Genomic DNA, 20,527 nt, shown 5'->3' with positions numbered 1-20,527 from the left:
GGTCAGGCGCAGGTCCACGTCCGGCAGGACGTCGCGGTAGAGCGCGTCGTCGCCGTTGAGCGTGGGCTTGGGCAGGGGGACGCCCGGGAACGTTCCCGGGCGGCCCCCGCGTACGGGTGAAACCCGCGTCAGCCCGCGGACTCGCCCGCGTGCGGGCTCAGCACACCCATGCCGATCAGCACGAACAGCACGATGCCCAGCAGGATCCGGTAGATCACGAAGGGCATGAAACTCTTCGTGGTGATGAACTTCATGAACCACGCGATGACGACATAACCGACAACGAAGGCGATGACCGTCGCGAAGATCGTCGGCCCCCAGGAGACGTGCCCCTGGCCGAGATCCTTCAACTCCATGCCGCCCGACGCCAGTACGGCCGGGATGGCGAGGAGGAAGGAGTACCGGGCCGCCGCCTCGCGGGTGTACCCCATCAGCAGACCGCCGGAGATCGTCGCGCCGGAGCGGGAGACGCCCGGGATCAGGGCCATCGCCTGGGCGACACCGAAGATCAGGCCGTCCTTGACGCCCAGCTCCTTGAGCGACTTGCGCTCCTTGACCACCCGGTGCTTGCCGCCCGACTCGTCGCGCGAGGCCAGCCAGTCGGCGAAGCCGAGGACGATGCCCATGACGATCAGGGTGGTGGCGATCAGCCGCAGGTCACGGAACGGGCCCTCGATCTGGTCCTTCAGCGTGATGCCGAGGACCCCGATCGGGATCGACCCCACGATGACCAGCCAGCCCATCTGGGCGTCGTGGTCCGAGCGCAGCGCCTTGTTCGTCAGGGAGCGGAACCAGGCGGAGATGATCCGCGTGATGTCCTTGCGGAAATAGATCAGCACGGCGGTCTCGGTGCCGATCTGGGTGATGGCGGTGAAGGCCGCTCCGGGGTCCTGCCAGCCGGCGAACGCCGCGGTCAGCCGCAGATGGGCGCTGGAGGAGATCGGGAGGAACTCCGTAAGCCCCTGGACGAGACCGAGGATTAGGGATTCGAACCAGCTCATGTCGGGGTGCGCTCGTCCTTGTGATTGTCGGGAGATTCGCGTCCGATGCTAGGGCCCCGGGGTCGCACTGGTGACCACTGGGGTCTGCTGAGGCGTCAGCCCGGCCGCGGGGGGCGCCGTCAGCCGGTGCCGCTTGCGCCACGCGACGGCCGCCGCGAGCACCCCGGACACGGTGATGAAGCCGAGCGAGGCCAGGAAGGCGGGAGAGGTGGGCGAGGAGGCGCTGCCTCCGGCGATCACGTACGCCGCCGTGTTCGGGACCGTACCCAGCGCCGTCGCGAGCAGGAACGGCACCCAGCCGCACCGCGAGACCGCCGCGATGTAGTTGGCGGCGGCGAACGGCACCCCGGGGAAGATCCGCACCGCGAGCATCGAGCGGAACCCGTGCCGGCTGAGCTGCCCGTCCGCCGCCAGCAGCCACCGCCCGCGCAGCAGCGGCCGCAGGGCCCGCTGTCCCATGGTCCGGCCCAGTCCGAAGGCCACCGCGGCGCCGAGGACCGTACCGCCGACCGCGGCCACCAGACCGAACGGGGCGCCGAAGACCGCCCCCGCGCCCAGGTTCAGCAGGGGGCGCGGCACGAACGCCGCCGTGCACAGTCCGTACACCACCGCGAACAGCAACACCGCGGTGCCGAGCGGCAGCGAACCGGTCCAGCCCCGCGACAGCATCCGCTGCGGCTCGTACAGCAGCACGCACACGCCGGCCGCCACCAGCAGCACGACGAGCAGGGCCAGCCGGAACCAGGGCGCCAGGAGGAGGGGGGACATCCGCCGAGACTAGCCGACGGGCATGTCCGGGCGCCGTGACGCGGACCTCTCGCGGGCGAACGGCAGCCGTAATTCGTTCGACGCGCCGGGACCGGTCCGTCAGGATCATGACCATGTCCCGGCACCCCTTCCCCGCAGCGCCGTCCGCAGTCGCGGACGCGCCGAAGGCTGCCGTCGCGGACATCGCATCCGCCCACCCGGCGCCCCTCGGCGGCGCACGAAGCTGACCCTTCCCGGATCGTCCGGCGGACCCCGCAGGGGGAGGGTCGGCAGGATCCAGGGGTCCCGTTCAGGCTTCCGGTCACCGGAAAACACGGGAAATACGGGAAACAGTCATGGCCAAGACGGCCTTCGTGCGGACCAAGCCGCACCTCAACATCGGCACCATGGGTCACGTCGACCACGGCAAGACCACCCTCACCGCCGCCATCACCAAGGTCCTCGCCGAGCGCGGGGGCGCCGCGTACGTGCCCTTCGACCGCATCGACCGGGCGCCGGAGGAGGCGCGGCGCGGGATCACGATCAACCTCTCGCACGTCGAGTACGAGACGGACACCCGCCACTACGCCCACGTCGACATGCCCGGTCACGCCGACTACGTCAAGAACATGGTCACGGGAGCGGCCCAGCTCGACGGGGCGATCCTCGTCGTCTCCGCGCTCGACGGGGTCATGCCCCAGACCGCCGAGCACGTGCTGCTCGCCCGCCAGGTCGGCGTCGACCACATCGTCGTCGCCCTCAACAAGGCCGACGCCGGGGACCCCGAGCTGACCGACCTGGTCGAGCTGGAGGTCCGCGAGCTGCTCAGCGCCCACGGGTACGGGGGCGACAGCGCGCCCGTGGTCCGGGTCTCCGGGCTGGGGGCGCTGGAGGGCGACCCGCGCTGGACCGCGGCGGTCCTGGCGCTGCTGGACGCCGTGGACACGTACGTACCGATGCCGGTGCGCTACACGGACGCGCCGTTCCTGCTGCCGGTGGAGAACGTCCTGACCATCACCGGCCGGGGCACGGTCGTCACCGGCGCCGTCGAGCGCGGCACCGTCCGCATGGGCGACCGGGTCGCGCTGCTCGGCGCGGCCGGCGAGCCCGTGGAGAGCGTGGTCACCGGTCTGGAGACCTTCGGCAAGCCGATGGACTCCGCCGAGGCCGGGGACAACGTCGCGATCCTGCTGCGCGGGGTGCACCGCGAGGCGATCCGGCGCGGTGACGTCGTCGCCGCGCCGGGCAGCGTGGAGCCGCGCAGGCGCTTCACGGCGCAGGTGTACGTGCTGTCCGCCCGCGAGGGCGGCCGGACCACACCCCTGGCCAGCGGATACCGGCCACAGTTCTACGTCCGCACCGCCGATGTCGTGGGGGACGTGGACCTGGGGGAGGCGGGCCTGGCCCGGCCGGGGGAGACGGTCGCCATGACCGTCGAGCTGGGCCGGGACGTTCCGCTGGAGGCGGGGCTCGGCTTCGCGATCCGTGAGGGCGGGCGCACGGTCGGCGCGGGAACGGTGACGTCCGTTCTCGGCTGACCCAGTTTCCACCGTGGTGACGGCGGTCCGCCTGCGGCAGACTGCCGTCACCACAATCGGGAAGAGCGGGGGCTGCGATGAGCGGCGAGACGGCGCTGGTGCTCGGCGGCGGAGGCCTGACCGGGGTCGGCTGGGAAGCCGGGATCATCTACGGGCTGGCCGAGGCGGGCATCGACCTGTCCACCGCCGAACTCGTCGTCGGCACCTCCGCGGGCTCCGTCGTCGGCGCCCAGCTCACCTCGGGGCTGCTGACCCCGCGCGAGCTCTACGAGCGCCAGCTCGCCGGAGCGGGCGGGGAGATCGCGGCCAAGCTGGGCGCCGGGCTCGTCACCCGCTACGCCGTCGCGATGATGCGGGCCCGGGACGCCACGGCCTACCGGCGGCGGGTCGGGGAGATCGCGCTGGCCGCGGACACCGGGGACGAGGGGGCCCGGCGCAAGGTGCTGGAGGGGCGGCTCGTCTCCCACCAGTGGCCCGAACGGCGGTTCGTGGTCACCGCGGTGGACGCGCGGACCGGGGCCGCGGCCGACTTCGACCGGCACAGTGGGGTCAGCCTGGTCGACGCCGTCTCGGCGAGCTGCGCGGTGCCGGGGGTGTGGCCCCCGGTGACCGTCGGGGAGCGGCGCTTCGTCGACGGAGGCGTCCGCTCCGCCGCCAACGCGGATGTCGCGACGGGCTACCGGCGCGTGGTGGTCATCGCGCCGATGGCCCTGGGCTCCGGGGTCTCGCCCTCGCCCGCCACCCAGACCGAACGGCTCCGGGCGGACGGGTCCAAGGTGCTGCTGATCACCCCGTCCGCGGAGGCCCGCAAGGTCTTCGGGCGCAATGTGCTGGACCCGGCCCGGCGGGCCCCGGCGGCCCGGGCGGGCCTGGCCCAGGCCGCGGCGCACGCGGCCGAGGCGGCGGCCGTCTGGTCGCGCTGAGCCGGCTGGCGGCTGCCCGACAATGGTGGGGTGGACGACGACGAACAGATTCCGGTGATCCGGGCCGTGGGACAGGGCACCGCCAAGCTGATGCCGGACGTGGACCGGCCGCGGGCCTGGCTGCTGACGGTGGACGGCGCCCCGCAGTCGTATGTCGACCTCGACGATCCGCGCCACCTGGAGTTCGAGTACGTACGCCGGCTCGCCCACGTCCTGGACTCGGCGGCCGAACCGGGCGCGCCCCTGGACCTGCTGCACCTGGGCGGCGGCGCGCTGACCCTGCCCCGCTACGCCGCCGCCACCCGGCCGGGGTCCCGGCAGCGGGTCGTCGAGTTCGACCGGGAGCTGCTGGAGCTGGTGGCCGAACACCTGCCGCTGCCCGCGGACGCCGCGGTCGAGCTGTGCGCGGCGGACGCGCGGGCCTGGCTGGAGGAGGCCCCCGCGGCGAGCGCGGACGTACTGGTGGCCGATGTGTTCGGGGGCTCGCGGGTCCCGGCCCAGCTGACCTCGGTGGAGTACGCGCGCCAGGCCGCCCGGGTGCTGCGGCCGGGCGGCGTCTACGTGGCGAACCTGGCCGACGGAGCGCCCTTCGGCTTCCTGCGGGGGCAGCTGGCGAACTTCGCCACGGTGTTCCCGGAGCTGGCGCTGATCGCGGAACCGGGGGTGCTGCGGGGGCGGCGGTTCGGGAACGCGGTGCTGGTGGGGTCGGCGCGGGAGCTGCCGGTGGCGCGGCTGGCGCGGGCGTGCGCGGGGGACGCGTTCGCGGCGCGGGTGGAGTTCGGGGCGGGGCTGGCGAAGCTGGTGGGGCGGGCCACGGTGGTGGCCGACGCGCAGGCGGTGGCCTCGCCGGAGCCGCCCGAGGGCGCCTTCAGCATCGGCTGAGGCCGGGCGGGGCGGCCGCGCCTCAGTCGCCGGACGGTGCGGGGGCGAGATTCAGCCTGCCCGGCGTTTGAGGGCCCGCCGGAGGCGAGTCGGGGTCGCAGGCGGCTGCGGCGGAGGTGGCGGGTGCGGCGACGGCGCCGGTCCCGCCATCTCCGGGCCTCGATGCCGAGAGCGGCGGCACCGGCTTCCGGGTCAGCCGGCGGACGTCCGGGACGGTGAGGACGGCGGCCGTGACGATGACGACCAGGGCCGCGCAGCCCCACAACGCGTTGGTGCGGCCGAAGGCCGTTTCGGCCGGGCCCGCGAGGGCCGTCGCGACCGGCAGCATCGAGATCGAGCCGAACCAGTCGTAGGCGGAGACCCGGGAGAACTTCTCCTCCGGGATCTCCTGATGCATCGTGGTCATCCAGTTCACGCCGAACACCTCGATGGCCAGGCCGCTCAGCAGCATCACCACGCACAGCCCCCACGTCGGCAGCGGGATCGCCAGCCCCGCCGACGGCAGCGCCAGCGGGAACACGCAGAGCGTCCCCACCAGCAGCAGCCTGCGCGGCTTCCAGGTCATCATCAGGACGGCCCCGCCGATCGTGCCGATCCCGAAGGCGGCCAGGGCCAGGCCCCAGGGGGCCGGTCCGCCCAGCTGGTCCCGGGCGACCAGCGGACCGTAGACGGCCTCGGCCGCGCCGACGACGGCGACCACCACGGAGAACTGGAGCACGATGCTCCACAGCCACGGGCGGCTGCGGAACTCCACCCAGCCGTCGCGCAGATCGGCGAGCAGGCTGCTGCCGGGCGTGCGCGGGGCGATGTGGCTGACGTCGAGGAAGGACCGCAGGGCTCCCGCCACCGCGAAGGCGACCGCGTCGACCGCGAGGACCCAGCCGGGCCCGATCGCGGCGATCATGGCGCCGCCGAGCGCGGCGCCGCCGATGCCCGCGCCGTTGACCGCCATCCGGAAGAGGGCGAAGGCCCGGTTGGCGTGCTCACCGGAGACGGTGGAGAGCAGCATGCCCTCGGCGGCCGGGCTGAAGAAGGCGGTGCCGGTGCCGCACAGCGCGGTGAGCAGCATCATCTGCCACAGCTGCGGGTCCCCGGCGATGACGAGCACGGCGAAGGCGCCCTGCGAGACGCAGTTGAGGGCGTTGGCCGCGACCATCACGCGGTGGCGCGGTATCCGGTCGGCGATGGCGCCGCCGATGAGCAGGAAGAGGACGAGGGGGAGCGTACGGGCGGCGGTGACGAGACCGACGTCCCCGCCCGAGCCACCCGCCTCCAGCACGGCGAAGGCGGCCGCGATGAGCGCGCCGTTGCTGCCGAGGTGGGTCACCACCGCCGCGCCGGTCAGCAACGTGTAGTTGCGGCCCGCCCACGCGGGGCGGCGACGGCGTGCGGACGGCTGGCCGGGGGCGGTGCGGATGCTCACCCCCGGACTATCCCCGTCCCGGGCCGGGAATCCAAACGGATTACCGGCCCGCGGGCGGGGCGTCGCAGATCATCCGGTGGTGAGCCGGACCGAGCTGAGGATCTTCTCGTAGACCTCGGGCTTAACCTCGTCGGGGACGTTGGCCGGGCCGTAGAGCACCCAGCTGGAGAAGTCGCCGTTGGCGGTCTTGAAGCTGAAGGCGATCGACTTGCCGTCGGTGTCGCACTTGTTCTTCTTGGGCAGGCCGGTGACGCTCGCGGTGGCCATGTGGCCCTTGAGGCCGGAGAGCGTCGTGTACTCCTTGGCCGCGACCACCTTGGTGGTGCCCTTCGGCGCCTTCTGCGCGTAGGCGGCGAACACCCAGTTACCGGCCTCGTTGTAGGCCGCCTCGGCGGTGTCCTTCGCGCCCTGGCCGCCCTTGGTGCCCGTGGTCGCCAGTGCGGTCGACTCCTCCTTGCCGTTCTTGTCGGCGTCGACCTTGCACCAGTCCTCCTTGAACTCCGCGGGCGCGGAGAGGCTGATCAAGGGGGAGCCGTCGTTCTTGGACTCGTCGGTGATGCCGTACGACATGCCCGAGCCGTCGACCTTCCAGTCCGCCGGGACGTCGAAGGCGGTCCCGTACTTCGGGTTGACGACCACCTTCCAGCCCGGGATCACGGGAGCGACGTCGCCGCCCGCGCGCGGGTTGCCGGTCGGCGCGGCCGGCGGGACCGGGGCGGGTGAGCTGGCTGCGGGCTTGTCGTCGGCCACGTCCTTCTTCTTGTTGTCGTCCTTGGTCAGCACGAAGGCGCCGGTGATGGCCGCGGCCACCACGACCGCGGAGGCCGCCACGATGGCGACGGTCTTCGTCGCGAAGGGACTGGATCCTCCGCCGCCCTGCGGGGCCTGCGGAGGCTGGCCCGGGTGGGGCGGTGTCTGGCCCCACGGCTGGACCGGTGGGGGAGTCTGGTAGCCCGGCTGCGGGTACCCATAGCCGGGCTGCTGCTGTCCGTACCCCGGCTGCTGGTACGGATTCGGCTGTCCCGACTGCTGCTGGTACGGGTTGTTCTGCGCGTCCTGCGGGTTCTGCTCGCCCCCGGGCGGCTGCTGCTGTCCTGGCCACATGGCCGGTAACGATAGTGGGAGCGTGCCGCCGGAAGCACGCCCGGTCCCGTAACGACTCTGGTCAAGCCCATCTACTCGCGGGTAACATCGCCTCCCATGAGCGCAGACCAGATGAACGTGGGCGAACTGCTCGCCGCGACGGTGCCGATGGCCCGGACCCTGAACCTCCAGTTCCTGGAGACCACCCCCGAGCGCGCGGTCGTCCGCCTGCCCGACCAGCCCGACTTCCACAACCACGTCGGCGGCCCGCACGCCGGGGCCATGTTCACCCTCGCCGAGTCCGCGAGCGGTGCGATCGTGCTGGCGGCGTTCGGGGAGCAGCTCTCCCGCGCGGTCCCGCTCGCCGTCAGGGCCGAGATCGGCTACAAGAAGCTCGCCAAGGGCGTCGTCACGGCCACCGCCACCCTCGGCCGCCCGGCGGCCGACGTCGTCGCCGAACTCGACGCGGGCGGCCGCCCCGAGTTCCCGGTGACCATCGCCATCCAGCGCGAGGACGAGGCCGTGACCGGCGAGATGACGGTCGTCTGGACGCTGCGCCCCAACGCGTAAGCCGCGCGGCCCCGCGGTCGGCATGCCGGGCGGCATGCACGGGATCCGGGCGCCGTCGCGGCCTCCCCGGAGGCGGCCGCCGCGCCCCGGGTGCGTCCCATCAGTGGAAGCGGGAGCCCGCGAGGGCGCGCCCCGGCGTGGCCCGGGGGCGCGTGGCGCACAGTGGCCGAGGGGCGGTCCGGCGCGGGCCGCCCCTCCCACTGCCGCTTCCAGGGAGCCCCCATGAGCGACGCCGTGTCCCGTCGGACCGCCCTCAGCCTGCTGGGGGCGGCGGGCGCAGCCCTCGGCGCGGGCGGCTGCGTGCCCCGGGTGCCGCCGGGCGCGGGGGCGCGTACGGCGGTCCGCGCGACCGGGGCCGGCGCGGTCGCCCGGCCCGGGGGCCGCGCCCGGGTGGACGCGCTGCTGGAACGGCTCACCCTGGAGGAGAAGACCGCGCTGCTGCACGGCGCCGTGGACCCCGCTCCGCTCGGTCAGGCCGGCTACGTGCCCGGCGTACCGCGCCTCGGGATCCCGCCCCTGCGGCTCGCCGACGGGCCGGCGGGGGTGCGGGTGCGGGGGCCCGCGACCGCGCTGCCCGCGCCCGTCATGCTGGCCTCCGCCTTCGACCCGGCCCTCGCCCGCGCCTACGGCCGCGTCCTCGGCCGCGAGGGCCGCGCGCTCGGACAGGACGTGCTGCTCTCGCCGATGGCCAACCTCATCCGCACCCCCTACGCGGGCCGCAACTTCGAGACCTTCGCCGAGGACCCGCGGCTGACCGCCGACCTGGTCGCGGAGGTGGTCCGCGGCATCCAGGACGAGGGCCTGATCGCCACCGTCAAGCACTTCGCCCTCAACAACCAGGAACAGGGTCGCGACACCGTCGACGTGATCGCCGACGAACAGACCCTCCACGAGACGGAACTGCGCGGCTTCGAGGCCGCCGTCACGGCCGGAGCGGGCTCGGTGATGGGCGCGTACAACAAGGTCAACGGCACCTACGCCTGCGAGAGCAAGCCGCTGCTCGACGAACTGCTGCGCGGCCGCTGGGGGTTCGACGGCTGGGTGATGTCCGACTGGCAGGCCACCCACAGCACCGTCGCCGCCGTCACCGCGGGACTCGACATGGAAATGCCCGCCGGCACCCACTTCGGTGATCCGCTGCGCGAAGCGGTGCGCGCCGGGTCCGTGTCCGAACACGCCGTGGACCTCGCCGTCCGCCGGGTGCTGAGCACCATGGACCGCTTCGGCCTGCTGGACGGGCCGCCCGGGCCCCGCCCCGCCCGCGACCCCGCCGCCGGGGCCGCGCTCGCCCGGCGGGTGGCGGTGGCCGGTGCGGTGCTGCTGCGCAACGAGAAGGCGGCCCTGCCGCTGGCCGGGGCCGCCGCCCGCAGCCTCGCCGTCATCGGACCCACCGGCCAGGTGCCCTTCGTCAGCGGCGGCGGCAGCGCCCACGTCATCCCCGAACCGGGCCGCGCCGCGAGCCCGCTGGCCGCGATCCGCGCCCGGGCCGGCCAGGGCGCCGAGGTCCGCTACGCCCTCGGGGAGGACCTGTACGGCCGGCCGCTTCCCGGGGACCTGCTCGCCCCGGCCGCCGCACTCGACGACCAGGGCGTGGACGCGGGCCGGGACTACCGCTACGAGGGCGCCTTCACCCTGCCCGCGGCCGACGAATGGACCCTGATCGTCCACTACACCGGCAAGCGGCCCGACGTACGCCTCGACGGCGAGGAGGTGTTCCCCCTCCGCCAGGGCCTCGCCGAGCACTTCGCGGGCGGACTGCTGGGAGCCGCCCCCGACGGGCTCACCGTGCGCCGCCGTACGCTCGCCCTCGCCGCCGGGGTCCACAAGCTCACCGTCGCCGCCCAGGGCGGCGACCGGGGCCTGCGCTTCCGGCTGCGCCACACCACCCGGGCGAGCCGGGCCGCCGACCTGGCCGAGGCGGTGCGGGCCGCCAAGGCGGCCCACAGCGTGGTGCTGTTCGCCTACGAGGACGCCACCGAGGGCAGCGACCGGACCGGCCTCGCGCTGCCCGGCGGCCAGCCCGCCCTGATCGAGGCGGTCGCCGCCGCCAACCCGCGCACCACCGTGGTCCTCAACACGTCCTCGTCCACGGTCATGCCGTGGCTGGCCCGGACCGCGGCCGTCCTGCAGATGTACTACCCCGGCCAGGAGGGCGCGGGCGCCACCGCCGACGTGCTGTTCGGCGACGCGGACCCCGGCGGGCGGCTCACCCAGACCTTCCCGGCCGCGGAGCACGCCACCCCCGTCGGCGGCGATCCCGTGCGCTACCCGGGCGTGGGCGGGCGCCAGGAGTACACCGAGGGCGTCCACGTGGGCCACCGCTGGTACGACGCGCAGCGGGTGGCCCCGCTCTTCCCCTTCGGCCACGGGCTCTCGTACACCACCTGGCAGTACGAGAAGCTGACCGTGAGCCCCCGGGGCGGCGGCCTGCGGGTGGAGTTCACCGTGCGCAACACCGGCCACCGCGCGGGCACGGACGTGGCGCAGGTGTACGTCGGCCCCTCGCCGGACCTCACGCTCGACCAGCCGGTGCGCGCGCTGGCCGGCTACCGGCGGATCACCCTCGCCCCCGGCCGCTCCCAGCAGGTCACCGTGGACCTCGACGCACGCACCCTGTCCTCCTGGGACCCGGTCCCGCACGCCTGGACCGTGGGAACGGGACGGCGGGAGGTGTGGGTGGGACGATCCTCGCGGGAACTCCCGCTCCGAGCGGCCGCGATGGTGCGTGCGGCAGGCCGGTAGGCTGGCCGGTCGGTGCGTCAGTGCGGGCGCGTCGGGGGACCAGGCTGTGGAGGTAATGCCGGTGCACGTCCAGGAATGGCTGGAGACCATCCCGGCGGTCAGCGTCTATGTGGTGGTCGCGCTGGTCATCGGAGTCGAGAGCGTGGGCGTTCCGCTGCCGGGGGAGATCGTCCTGGTCAGCGCGGCGCTGCTCGCTTCGCAGAACGGGGGCATCGATCCGCTGGTGCTGGGTGCCTGCGCCAGCGCGGGCGCGATCATCGGGGACTCGATCGGCTACGCGATCGGCCGCAAGGGCGGCAAACCGCTGCTGGCCCGTCTCGGCCGGAAGTTCCCCCGGCACTTCGGGGAACACCACGTCGCGATGGCGGAACGGTCCTTCCAGAAGTGGGGCATGTGGGCCGTCTTCTTCGGGCGGTTCGTGGCCCTGCTGCGGATCTTCGCGGGCCCGCTGGCGGGCGTGCTGCGGATGCCGTACTGGAAGTTCCTGATCGCCAATGTGCTCGGCGGGATCATCTGGGCCGGTGGCACCACGATGGCCGTCTACTACATCGGCAAGGTCGCGGAGGACTGGCTGAAGCGGTTCTCCTGGCTGGGGCTGGTGGCGGCCGTGCTGATCGGGCTCACCTCGATGCTGGTGCTGCGCAGCCGGGCCAAGAAGGCGGAGGCGGCGGCGGCCGAGGCCGTGGCGCCCGAGGCGGTCGCGGCCGACTGACGTCCCACTGGGGGCGGTGGGGCGGCAGCCGGCTCCCGGGCTCCCGGGCTCCGGGGCGTCCGACGCTCGTGAGCCGGGTGCGCCGCGTCGCCCGGCGCGCTCGCTCAGCGCGCTCGGGGCGCTTCGCTCAGCGTGCCTCGCGGTGCTGCTTCGCCAGCTCGACGTACATCGTGGCGTTCAGGCTGATGCCCGCCCGCTCCTCGTCCGTCAGCGGGCGGCGGACCTTCGCCGGGACTCCCGCGACCAGCGAACCCGGCGGGACGACCATGCCCTGCGGGACCAGCGCCTGGGCCGCCACCAGCGAGCCCGCGCCGATCACCGCGCCGTTGAGGACGGTGGCACCCATGCCGATCAGGCAGTCGTCCTCGACGGTGCAGCCGTGCACGACCGCGTTGTGGCCGATGGAGACCCGGTCGCCGATGGTCACCGGGAAGCCGGGGTCGACGTGGACCGTGCAGTTGTCCTGGACGTTGCTGTCCACGCCGAGCGTGATCGGCCCGCAGTCGGCCCGCAGCACCGCCGAGTACCAGATGCTCGCCCCGGCGGCGAGGGTGACGTCGCCGACGGTGACGGAGGTCGGCGCGGTGAACGCCTCGGGGTGGATGGCCGGCTTCTTCCCGCCGACACCCGCGACGAATGCCTGGTCCGCCTGAAACGTCATGTTCTCTTCCTCTGCTTCGGATGCCGCGCTCCCCGCACCGTAGGGCACGCGCCCCGCCGCCCCGCCGATGGGGTGAAGATCACAGGAGAGCCGTCCGGACGCCCGGGGCGCGGCCCACTACCGTGGCCGGGTGCCGAAGAACAGAAACACGTTCTCATCCGTCTCGTCCGCGGAGGTCCGGGCGGCCCTGACCGCCCTGCGCCGCCGCGCCGCGAGCCGGGTCGTCCACGCGGGCTGGCGCTGGGCGCAGCAGGCGGGCGCGGTCACCGCCCAGGCCCCCGGACGGCTGCGCTTCGGGGCCATCGGGGACGGCACCCGCCTCGCCTTCCCGCAGGGCACCGTCTTCGGCGAGCGCTGGATCCACCTGGGCGAGCACTGCATCATCGCCGAGCAGGTCACGCTGACCGCCGGGATGATGCCCGACCTCGACCTCGGCCGGGATCCGGTGCTGGTCCTCGGCAACGGCGTGGTGCTCGGCCGGGGCAGTCACGTCATCGCGGACACCCGGATCACCATCGGATCGGACACGTTCTGCGGACCCGGTGTCTACATCACGTCCACCAACCACAGTTACGACGACCCGCACGAGCCCGTCGGCAAGCAGTGGCCGCGCAGCGCGCCGGTGGAGATCGGCCCGGGCTGCTGGCTCGGCACGGGCGCGGTGATCCTTCCCGGGGCCCGGCTCGGCCGCAACGTGGTGGTGGCCGCGGGCGCCGTCGTGCGCGGTGAGGTCCCCGACCACGCGGTCGTCGCGGGAGCGCCCGCGCGGATCGTCCGCCGCTGGGAGCCGGAGACGGGCTGGCAGCCGCCGCTGCGCACGCCGGCGCCGGTGCCGATACCCGATGGGGTGACGCCGGCGCAGCTGCGGGCGCTGGACGAGGCCGAACGTATCGCCGAGTCGCGCCGGATCCCTTAGCCGGGCGCTCCCGGACCCCGCCCGATGCGGGCGGAACGGGTGATTCCGATACCGAACGTCAGCCCAGCGATTGTCCAAATCCTCCCCACGGGGTGGCGATGCGGACGCGCGCCCGGGGTGCGCGCCGAGCGGCGCGATCCCCGGCGGGGCAAGGGTTCTGACGCGCCGTCGGGGTTCCGGACGGGCTGTTCGATTTACGGAACCAAGTCCTCCGCGCGGTGAACCGGAAGGCGTCGGCAGGTATCTGTGGATGCGTGCGGCAGGAGCCGGAAGCAGGCGATCGGCCGTGCAGAATACGCACGTCACACAGCCGAACAGAGGCGTACCGATGCCAGCTCACCCGTCCGGCCCCCTACCCCGCCCGGCGCCCGCCGAAGCGGCGCGGGGCGCGTGTCACTTCGGTGCGCCCCCCGCTTCCTCCCGCACGCTCCTCGACATCCTCGACGCCACCGCCGCCGAGCACCCCCGGGCCACCGCCCTCGACACCGGCGCCGAACGGTTCGACTACCGGCGGCTGACCGCCGAGGTCGCGCTCCGGGCCGAGCGGCTGCGCCGGGCCGGGGCCGGGGCGGGGGACCGGATCGGGATCCGCGTCCCCTCCGGCAGCGCGGAGCTGTACCTCGCCGTCCTGGCCGTCCTGCGCTGCGGGGCCGCCTACGTCCCGGTGGACGCGGACGACCCCGACGAGCGGGCCGCGGCCGTCTTCCGCGAGGCGGGCGTGTGCCTGGTGCTCGGGGCGGACGGGGCGATGGCACCGGGCGCGGTGCCGCCCGCCGGGGCCGCGGCAGCCACCGGGGCCGACGGCGGTGCGCGGCGCGCGACCCGGCCGCAGGACGACGCGTGGATCATCTTCACCTCCGGCTCCACGGGGGCCCCCAAGGGCGTGGCCGTCACCCACCGCAGCGCCGCCGCCTTCGTCGACGCCGAGGCCGGGCTGTTCCTGCGCCGGCGCCCGCTCGGCCCCGGGGACCGGGTGCTCGCCGGGCTGTCGGTGGCCTTCGACGCCTCCTGCGAGGAGATGTGGCTGGCGTGGCGCCACGGCGCCTGCCTGGTACCGGCCCCGCGGGCGCTCGTACGCGCCGGGCACGAGCTGGGCCCCTGGCTCGTCGACCGGGGCATCACCGTGGTCTCGACCGTGCCCACGCTCGCCGCGCTGTGGCCCGCCGAATGCCTGGAGCGGGTCCGGCTGCTCATCGTCGGCGGCGAGGCGTGCCCGGCCGAACTCGTGGACCGGTTCGCGGTCGGCGGACGCGAGATGTGGAACACCTACGGACCCACCGAGACCACCGTCGTGGCCTGCGCCGCGCAGCTGAGGCCCGGCGAACCGGTGCGCATCGGACTGCCGCTGGACGGCTGGGACCTGGCCGTCGTCGACGAGGCGGGGGAGCCGGTCGGGCTCGGCGCCGAGGGCGAACTGGTCATCGCCGGAGCGGGCGTCGCCCGCTACCTCGATCCCGTGAAGGACGCCGAACGCTTCCGGCCCTGCCCCGCGCTGGGTGCCGCCCGCGCCTACCGCACCGGCGACCTGGTCCTGGCCGACCCCGACGGGCTGATCTTCACCGGGCGGGCCGACGACCAGATCAAGCTCGGCGGCCGGCGGGTGGAACTCGGCGAGATCGACGCGGCGTTGAGCGCGCTGCCGGGGGTGCTGGGAGCCGCCGCGGCCGTGCACACCACCCCGGCGGGCGGCCAGGTGCTCGCCGGGTACGTCGTCCCCGCGCCCGGATACGACCGCGCGCGAGCCCGGGAGGCGCTGGCCCGGGCGCTGCCCGCCGCGCTGGTCCCGGTCCTGGCCGAGATCACCGCGGTGCCCACCCGCACCTCCGGCAAGGTCGACCGCGGGGCCCTGCCGTGGCCGCTGCCGGAGGCGTGGGATCCGGCGGGGTCCCTGGACGCCGCCGGAGCACCGGGCGCCCCGGTCAGGGAGCCGCTCGGGCCCGCCGCCGCGCGGCTGGCCGACGTGTGGGAGGAGCTGCTCGGTACCCGCCCCGGCGCGGGATCCGACTTCGTCGCCCTGGGCGGAACCAGCCTGACCGCCGCCCGGATGGCCTCCGTGCTGCGGGAGCGGTACCCCGGGGTCTCGGTCGCGGACCTCTACCGGCACCCCGTGCTGCGGGACATGGCCGCACACCTGGAGGGGCTCGCGGCGGGGGCGCCGGAGTCGTCCGCGGGGTCACCGTCGTGGTCGGGGTCGCCGTCGCCGCCCGGGGCGCCGGTCCCGCCGCTGCGCCGTCGTACCGGCGCGGCCCAGATCCTCGTCCAGTGCGCCCTGTTCGGGGTGACCGGGCTGCGCGGGCTGGTCGGCCTGGCGGTCATCGACAACGTCCTCGCCGTGCTGGCCCCCAAGGCCTGGGCCCCGTACACCTCCTGGTGGCTGGTGCTCGCGGGGTGGGCGGTGCTGTTCAGCGCCCCGTCCCGGTTCGCCCTGGGCGCGGGGGCCGCGCGGCTGCTCACGCGAGGGATCGTCCCCGGCGCGTACCCGCGCGGCGGCCGGGTCCATCTGCGGCTGTGGGCCGCGGAACGCACCGTGGCCGCCTTCGGCGTCCCCGCGCTGCTCGGTACGCCCTGGGCCGCCTGGTACGCGCGCTCGCTCGGCTGCACGACGGGGCGCGGCGTGGCCCTGCACGCCATGCCGCCGGTGACCGGCCTCGCCGACCTGGGCGAGGGCTGCGCGATCGAACCCGAGGCGGACCTGTCCGGCTGGTGGATCGACGGCGCGACCCTGCGGGTGGGCGCGGTCCGCGTGGGCGCGGGAGCCCGGGTGGGCCACCGCTCGATGCTCATGCCGGGAGCGGCACTCGGCCCGGGCGCCGAACTGGCCCCAGGCGCCTGCCTGACCGGCGACATCCCCGCGGGCGCGACCTGGGAAGGCACCCCGGCCCGCCCCCTGGCCACCGTGCGGCGCTCGGGGTGGCCGGGGGGCGGGGGTGCCGAGCCGGCCGGGGCCCGGGGCAGCCGGGGACGTGGGGGGCGGTGGGGGCTCGCCTATGCGCTGGCGCTCGGGGGGCTGCCGCTGTTGCCGCTCGTCGCCGGCGCGCCCGTGCTCGTGGGGACGTACTACCTGATCAAGGACTGCGTCACGCTCGGCTCCGTCGCGCTGTGGCTGCTCCTCACCGTCCCCGTCTCCACCTGCGTCGCCGCGGTCTGCTGGATCCTCACCGTGGCCGCCGTCGTCCGGGTCCTCGGGCGCGGCATCACCCCCGGCAGTCATCCCGCCGACGGCGGCGTCGCCTGGCGGGTCTGGCTGGTCCACCGGCTCCTCAGCGGCGCCCGGGCCTCGCTCTTCCCGCTGTACGCGGGCCTCGCCACACCCCTGTGGCTCCGGTTGCTCGGGGCCGGGGTCGGCCGCCGCACGGAGATCTCCACGGTCCTGACGCTGCCGTCGCTCCTCACCGTCGAGGACGGGGCCTTCCTCGCCGACGACGTGCTCGCCGCTCCCTACGAACTGCGCGGCGGCCGGATGCTGCTGGGCGAGGTCCGCATCGGGCGGCGCGCCTTCGTCGGCAACTCCGGCATCGTGGGGCCCGGCCGCACCGTGCCCGACCACGCGCTGATCGGGGTGCTCTCCGACGCCCCCGCGGACAGCGAGCCCGGCAGCTCCTGGCTCGGCCGCCCGACGATGCCGCTGCCGAGGGTCGCGGCCACCCCGGACGCGGGACGCACCTTCGAGCCCGCCCCGCACCTGGTCCTGGCCCGGGCGCTCGTCGAGCTGTGCAGGCTGATCCCCCTGATGTGCGGACTCGCGCTGGCCGAGGGCGTCCTGCTGGCCCAGCAGGACGCCCTCGACGCGGGGGGCCTCTGGCTCGCGGCGCTGGTAGGGGCGCCGCTCCTGCTGGCCGCGGGCATCGCCGCCGCGCTGACGGCGACCGCCGCGAAGTGGATGCTCGTAGGCCGCTTCCGCGTGACCGAACGCCCGCTGTGGAGTTCCTTCGTCTGGCGCAACGAGCTGTACGACACCTTCGTCGAATCCCTCGCCGTGCCGTGGCTGGCCGGACCCTTCACCGGGACGCCCGTACTCAACTGGTGGCTGCGCAGCCTGGGAGCCCGGATCGGCCGGGGCGTGTGGTGCGACACGCACTGGCTGCCGGAAACCGATCTGATCGCGCTCGGGGCAGGGGCGACCGTCAACCGGGGCTGTGTGCTCCAGACGCACCTGTTCCACGACCGGATCATGCGCATGGACACGGTCGAGCTGGCCGCGGGCGCCTCGCTCGGCCCGCACAGCATCGTGCTGCCGGGCAGCGCGGTCGGCGCCCACGCTTCGGTCGGGGCCTCCTCGCTGGTGATGCGCGGTGAGACGGTCCCACCGGCGACCCACTGGGTGGGCAACCCGATCGCCGGGGCCGCCGCCCCCGCCATCGAATGAGCCACTCCGGCCACCCCTGGCCGGTTACCCCGCGGCCAGCAGGACGGTGCCGGCCAGGGCGAGGCCGGCGCCCGCCGCCTGGACCGTACGCAGCCGTTCCTTCAAGAACGCGAAGGCGGCGAACGCGGTGATGACGGGGTACAGCGAGGACAGTACGGCGGCCACCGTCACCGGACCGTTCTGCGCGGCGACCGAATAGGTGCCGTTCGCCGCGACGTCCGCGAGCCCGACGAACGCCAGCGCGGGCAGCAGGCCCCACAGCGGCGAGGGGCCGCCGCCCGCCGGGAGCACCGGGTTCCCGCGCCGCGCCGCGGCCCAGAGCGCCGCCCCGCCCGCCGTCACATTGGTCACGCGCTGCACGAACAGCGCCAGGAACAGGCTGGTCAGCCCGCTGGACGCCGACGCGATGAGGGCCATCACCGCACCGAACCCGAAGGCCGCACCCAAGGTCAGCAACACCGCCCGCCGCTGTACGGGCGCCCCGCGCAGCTCCGGTCCGCCCGCCAGCAGGATGCCCACGAGGGCCACCGCGATCCCGGCGATCTGGCCGGAGCCGGGCCGCTCGCCGAGCGTCAGTCCGACCCCGACCGGGACGACGACCCCGAGCGAGCCCAGGGGCGAGACCACACCCATCGGGCCGAGCGCGAGCGCCTTGTAGAAGCTCAGCATGGCGACGGGGCCCACGAGCCCCGCGGCGACCGCGAACCACAGCTGCGGTCCGGCCTCGCTCCAGGCACCGGTGCCCAGCACGATCGCGCCCAGCACGACGACCGCGACGGCCTGGGAGGCGACGACCACGGTGAGCGCCGGGATCCTGCGCGTCAGCAATCCGCCCCCGAAATCGGCGAGACCCCACAGAATGGCGGTGGCCAGGGCGAACAAGGCGGTCATGGCAGAACCTCGCAGTACAGTGCATTGAACCATTCAGTGCAGTGCAGAGTAGTTCAATCCATTGAACTCTGTCATCTAAGATATTGGACGGTCGGTACGGTGTCGGATCTCGAACAGCTCACCCAGGCGCTCGCCCGGAACCTCAAGCGGTGGCGGGGGGAGCGCGGTTTCACCCTGGACACCCTGGCGACCCGCGCGGGAGTGAGCCGAGGGATGATCATCCAGATCGAGCAGGCCCGTACGAACCCGAGCGTCGGCACCACCGTCAAACTGGCCGACGCCCTCGGCGTCAGCATCACCACGCTGCTCGACCACGAGGCCACCCCCCAGGTGCACGTGGTGCTCCCGGGTCAGGAGGTGCGCATGTGGTCGACGGAGGGCGGCAGCGCCAGCGACATGCTGCTCGGCGACGACCGGCGCGGACCGCTGGAGATGTGGGCGTACCGCCTGGAGCCCGGCGAGGGCACCGCCTCGGACCCGCACCCGGCCGGCACCGTCGAGATGATGCACGTCACGGCGGGGGAACTCACGCTCGTGGTCGAGGACGAGGAGTACGCGGTACCGGCGGGCGGGGCCGTGTCCTTCGAGGCGAACGCACCGCACGCCTACCGCAACGACGGCCCCGTCCCGATGGAGATGACGATGGCGGTCTCCATTCCGCCGGTGGGGCCCACGGGCTCCGGCGGCTCCCTCAGAGGGCCGGGATCTCGATAGCCGGGCAGCGGTCCATGACCATGTCCAGACCGGCGGAGGTGGTCCGGTCGAAGGCCTGCTCGTCCACCACGCCGAGCTGGAACCAGACGGCCCGGGCGCCGACGGCGGCGGCCTCGTCGGCGACCGGCCCGGCCAGCGCGCTGTTCACGAAGACGTCCACCACGTCCACCGGGAACGGTATGGCGGCCAGCGAGGGGTAACCCTGCTCGCCGTGGACCGTCTCCGCCTTGGGGTGGACGGGGATGACCCGCTTCCCGAACCGCTGGAGGACCCGGGCCACCCCGTAGGCGGCGCGGTCGCTGTTGTTGGACAGCCCCACCACGGCCCAGGTGTCGCCGTGCTGGGTGAGGATCCTGCGGATGGTTGCCGGGTCGCCGTACACGCGCGCCACCTCTGCTCTCGCGGGTCGGCCGGGTGCCGCCCGCACCCGGCTTCAACAGGGCGGACGCCCGTCCGATTCCCCTGCCCGATCCCTTTAGGGTGGAGCGGGTGAAGGCAGACCAGTACGTCACGGTGGCCCGCGAGGGCGTCCACGAGTCCGAGATCAACCGCTCGCGCTTCCTCTGCGCGCTCGCGCCCGCCGCGACCGAGCGCGAGGCGCAGGACTTCGTCGCCCGCGTCCGCAAGGAACACCCCACCGCCTCGCACCACTGCTACGCCTACGTCATCGGCGCCAACGCATCCGTCCAGAAGGCCAGCGACGACGGCGAACCCGGCGGCACCGCCGGGGTACCCATGCTCCAGATGCTGATGCGGCGCGACATCCGCTACGCCGTCGCCGTGGTCACCCGCTACTACGGCGGGGTGAAACTCGGCGCGGGCGGCCTGATCCGGGCGTACGGCGGCGTGGTCGGCGAGGCGCTCGACACGCTGGGCACCGTCACCCGCCACCGCTACCGGCTGGCCACCGTCACCGTCGACCACCAGCGGGCCGGCAAGACCCAGAACGACCTGCGCGCGACCGGCCGGACCGTGACCGACCTGCGCTACGGCGCCGACGTGGAGATCGAGATCGCCCTGCCCGAGGCCGATCTGCCGGCCTTCGAGGCCTGGCTGGCCGACAGTACGGCGGGCAGCGCGACCCTCACCCTGGGCGGCGAGACGTACGCACCCTGACGGACCGGTCGGCGTGCGGACCGGCGGAATTCACCGTCCGGCCGACTCTCCCTGGGCCGCCTCGATGCCCGCGTGCAGATCCCGCGCGGCGTCCAGGGCCGCGGCCCCGGACAGCGCCAGGCAGGCCAGCAGGGCCGCCGCGGTGAGGCGTCGGGCCGTACGGGACCGGGGCGCGGGCGCGGCTTCGGGCGCGGTTCAAGGACGGCCTGAAGAACACGGCCTCCAAGACCTTCATCACCACC

17 protein-coding genes are annotated in these 20,527 nt (G+C 74.3%); 10 read left to right on the top strand and 7 right to left on the bottom strand.

The features are described from left to right. Positions 1 to 128 precede the first annotated feature (128 nt). Positions 129 to 1,001 carry an undecaprenyl-diphosphate phosphatase gene (locus tag ABT084_RS35690; protein WP_351053355.1) on the bottom strand — a complete coding sequence of 291 codons (873 nt, stop codon included), beginning with the start codon at positions 999 to 1,001 and terminating at the stop codon, positions 129 to 131. 48 nt (positions 1,002 to 1,049) lie between these two features. Further along, positions 1,050 to 1,769, bottom strand: coding sequence for a TVP38/TMEM64 family protein (locus ABT084_RS35685; RefSeq protein WP_351053353.1), 720 nt, complete (start codon positions 1,767 to 1,769; stop codon positions 1,050 to 1,052). Positions 1,770 to 2,104: 335 nt separating this feature from the next. On the opposite strand from ABT084_RS35685, the gene tuf reads away from it, so the two are divergent. The 3 genes from tuf to ABT084_RS35670 all read left to right on the top strand — a co-directional run bounded on the left by tuf (position 2,105) and on the right by ABT084_RS35670 (position 5,091). Then, a complete protein-coding gene (gene tuf, locus ABT084_RS35680; protein ID WP_351053350.1) occupies positions 2,105 to 3,286 on the top strand; it encodes an elongation factor Tu in 1,182 nt (393 codons plus the stop codon). A gap of 77 nt (positions 3,287 to 3,363) precedes the next feature. Next, a complete protein-coding gene (locus tag ABT084_RS35675; protein WP_351053348.1) occupies positions 3,364 to 4,209 on the top strand; it encodes a patatin-like phospholipase family protein in 846 nt (281 codons plus the stop codon). Positions 4,210 to 4,299: 90 nt separating this feature from the next. Next, positions 4,300 to 5,091 (top strand): spermidine synthase, encoded by a 792-nt coding sequence (locus tag ABT084_RS35670; RefSeq protein WP_351053361.1) that lies wholly within the window; start codon positions 4,300 to 4,302, stop codon positions 5,089 to 5,091. Positions 5,092 to 5,113: 22 nt separating this feature from the next. On the opposite strand, the gene ABT084_RS35665 is transcribed toward ABT084_RS35670, so the two are convergent. Together ABT084_RS35665 and ABT084_RS35660 are read right to left on the bottom strand one after the other, a co-directional pair. After that, the gene (locus tag ABT084_RS35665; RefSeq protein WP_351053345.1) at positions 5,114 to 6,514 is read right to left on the bottom strand and encodes an MFS transporter; all 1,401 of its coding nucleotides are present in this window, start codon (positions 6,512 to 6,514) and stop codon (positions 5,114 to 5,116) included. 69 nt (positions 6,515 to 6,583) lie between these two features. Next, positions 6,584 to 7,618 (bottom strand): DUF8017 domain-containing protein, encoded by a 1,035-nt coding sequence (locus ABT084_RS35660; protein WP_351053343.1) that lies wholly within the window; start codon positions 7,616 to 7,618, stop codon positions 6,584 to 6,586. 96 nt (positions 7,619 to 7,714) lie between these two features. Between ABT084_RS35660 and ABT084_RS35655 the strand changes: the two genes are divergently transcribed. The 3 genes from ABT084_RS35655 to ABT084_RS35645 all read left to right on the top strand — a co-directional run bounded on the left by ABT084_RS35655 (position 7,715) and on the right by ABT084_RS35645 (position 11,621). Next, a complete protein-coding gene (locus ABT084_RS35655; RefSeq protein WP_351053341.1) occupies positions 7,715 to 8,167 on the top strand; it encodes a DUF4442 domain-containing protein in 453 nt (150 codons plus the stop codon). A gap of 222 nt (positions 8,168 to 8,389) precedes the next feature. Continuing rightward, positions 8,390 to 10,909, top strand: a complete 2,520-nt coding sequence (locus ABT084_RS35650) for a beta-glucosidase family protein (protein WP_351053338.1) — start codon at positions 8,390 to 8,392, stop codon at positions 10,907 to 10,909. Between the two features lie 61 nt (positions 10,910 to 10,970). Continuing rightward, positions 10,971 to 11,621, top strand: a complete 651-nt coding sequence (locus ABT084_RS35645; RefSeq protein WP_351053335.1) for a DedA family protein — start codon at positions 10,971 to 10,973, stop codon at positions 11,619 to 11,621. Positions 11,622 to 11,748: 127 nt separating this feature from the next. Here the strand turns inward: ABT084_RS35645 and ABT084_RS35640 are convergent, their stop codons facing one another. Then, positions 11,749 to 12,282, bottom strand: a complete 534-nt coding sequence (locus ABT084_RS35640) for a gamma carbonic anhydrase family protein (protein WP_351053332.1) — start codon at positions 12,280 to 12,282, stop codon at positions 11,749 to 11,751. 130 nt (positions 12,283 to 12,412) lie between these two features. Here ABT084_RS35640 and ABT084_RS35635 point away from each other — a divergent pair, with 130 nt between their 5' ends. Together ABT084_RS35635 and ABT084_RS35630 are read left to right on the top strand one after the other, a co-directional pair. Next, positions 12,413 to 13,198: an acyltransferase gene (locus tag ABT084_RS35635; protein WP_502969277.1), complete on the top strand. Its 786-nt coding sequence runs from the start codon at positions 12,413 to 12,415 to the stop codon at positions 13,196 to 13,198. A 328-nt stretch (positions 13,199 to 13,526) separates the two neighbouring features. Further along, positions 13,527 to 17,564 (top strand): Pls/PosA family non-ribosomal peptide synthetase, encoded by a 4,038-nt coding sequence (locus tag ABT084_RS35630; RefSeq protein ID WP_351053330.1) that lies wholly within the window; start codon positions 13,527 to 13,529, stop codon positions 17,562 to 17,564. Positions 17,565 to 17,588: 24 nt separating this feature from the next. Here the strand turns inward: ABT084_RS35630 and ABT084_RS35625 are convergent, their stop codons facing one another. Continuing rightward, complete coding sequence (locus ABT084_RS35625) at positions 17,589 to 18,455, bottom strand: EamA family transporter (RefSeq protein WP_351053327.1); 867 nt, start codon at positions 18,453 to 18,455, stop codon at positions 17,589 to 17,591. Between the two features lie 99 nt (positions 18,456 to 18,554). Between ABT084_RS35625 and ABT084_RS35620 the strand changes: the two genes are divergently transcribed. Beyond that, positions 18,555 to 19,169, top strand: coding sequence for a helix-turn-helix domain-containing protein (locus tag ABT084_RS35620; protein ID WP_351053324.1), 615 nt, complete (start codon positions 18,555 to 18,557; stop codon positions 19,167 to 19,169). On the opposite strand, the gene ABT084_RS35615 is transcribed toward ABT084_RS35620, so the two are convergent. Beyond that, complete coding sequence (locus tag ABT084_RS35615; protein ID WP_351053321.1) at positions 19,147 to 19,551, bottom strand: CoA-binding protein; 405 nt, start codon at positions 19,549 to 19,551, stop codon at positions 19,147 to 19,149. The genes ABT084_RS35620 and ABT084_RS35615 overlap by 23 nt on opposite strands. Before the next feature lie 107 nt (positions 19,552 to 19,658). On the opposite strand from ABT084_RS35615, the gene ABT084_RS35610 reads away from it, so the two are divergent. Further along, a complete protein-coding gene (locus ABT084_RS35610) occupies positions 19,659 to 20,285 on the top strand; it encodes a YigZ family protein (protein WP_351053319.1) in 627 nt (208 codons plus the stop codon). Positions 20,286 to 20,527: the final 242 nt, after the last annotated feature.

It is taken from the genome of Streptomyces sp. NPDC002138 (assembly GCF_040296485.1).
Lineage (GTDB): Bacteria > Actinomycetota > Actinomycetes > Streptomycetales > Streptomycetaceae > Streptomyces.
The sequence above is the reverse complement of the archived record's forward strand: the minus strand, read 5'-3'. Positions and strand labels throughout refer to the sequence as shown.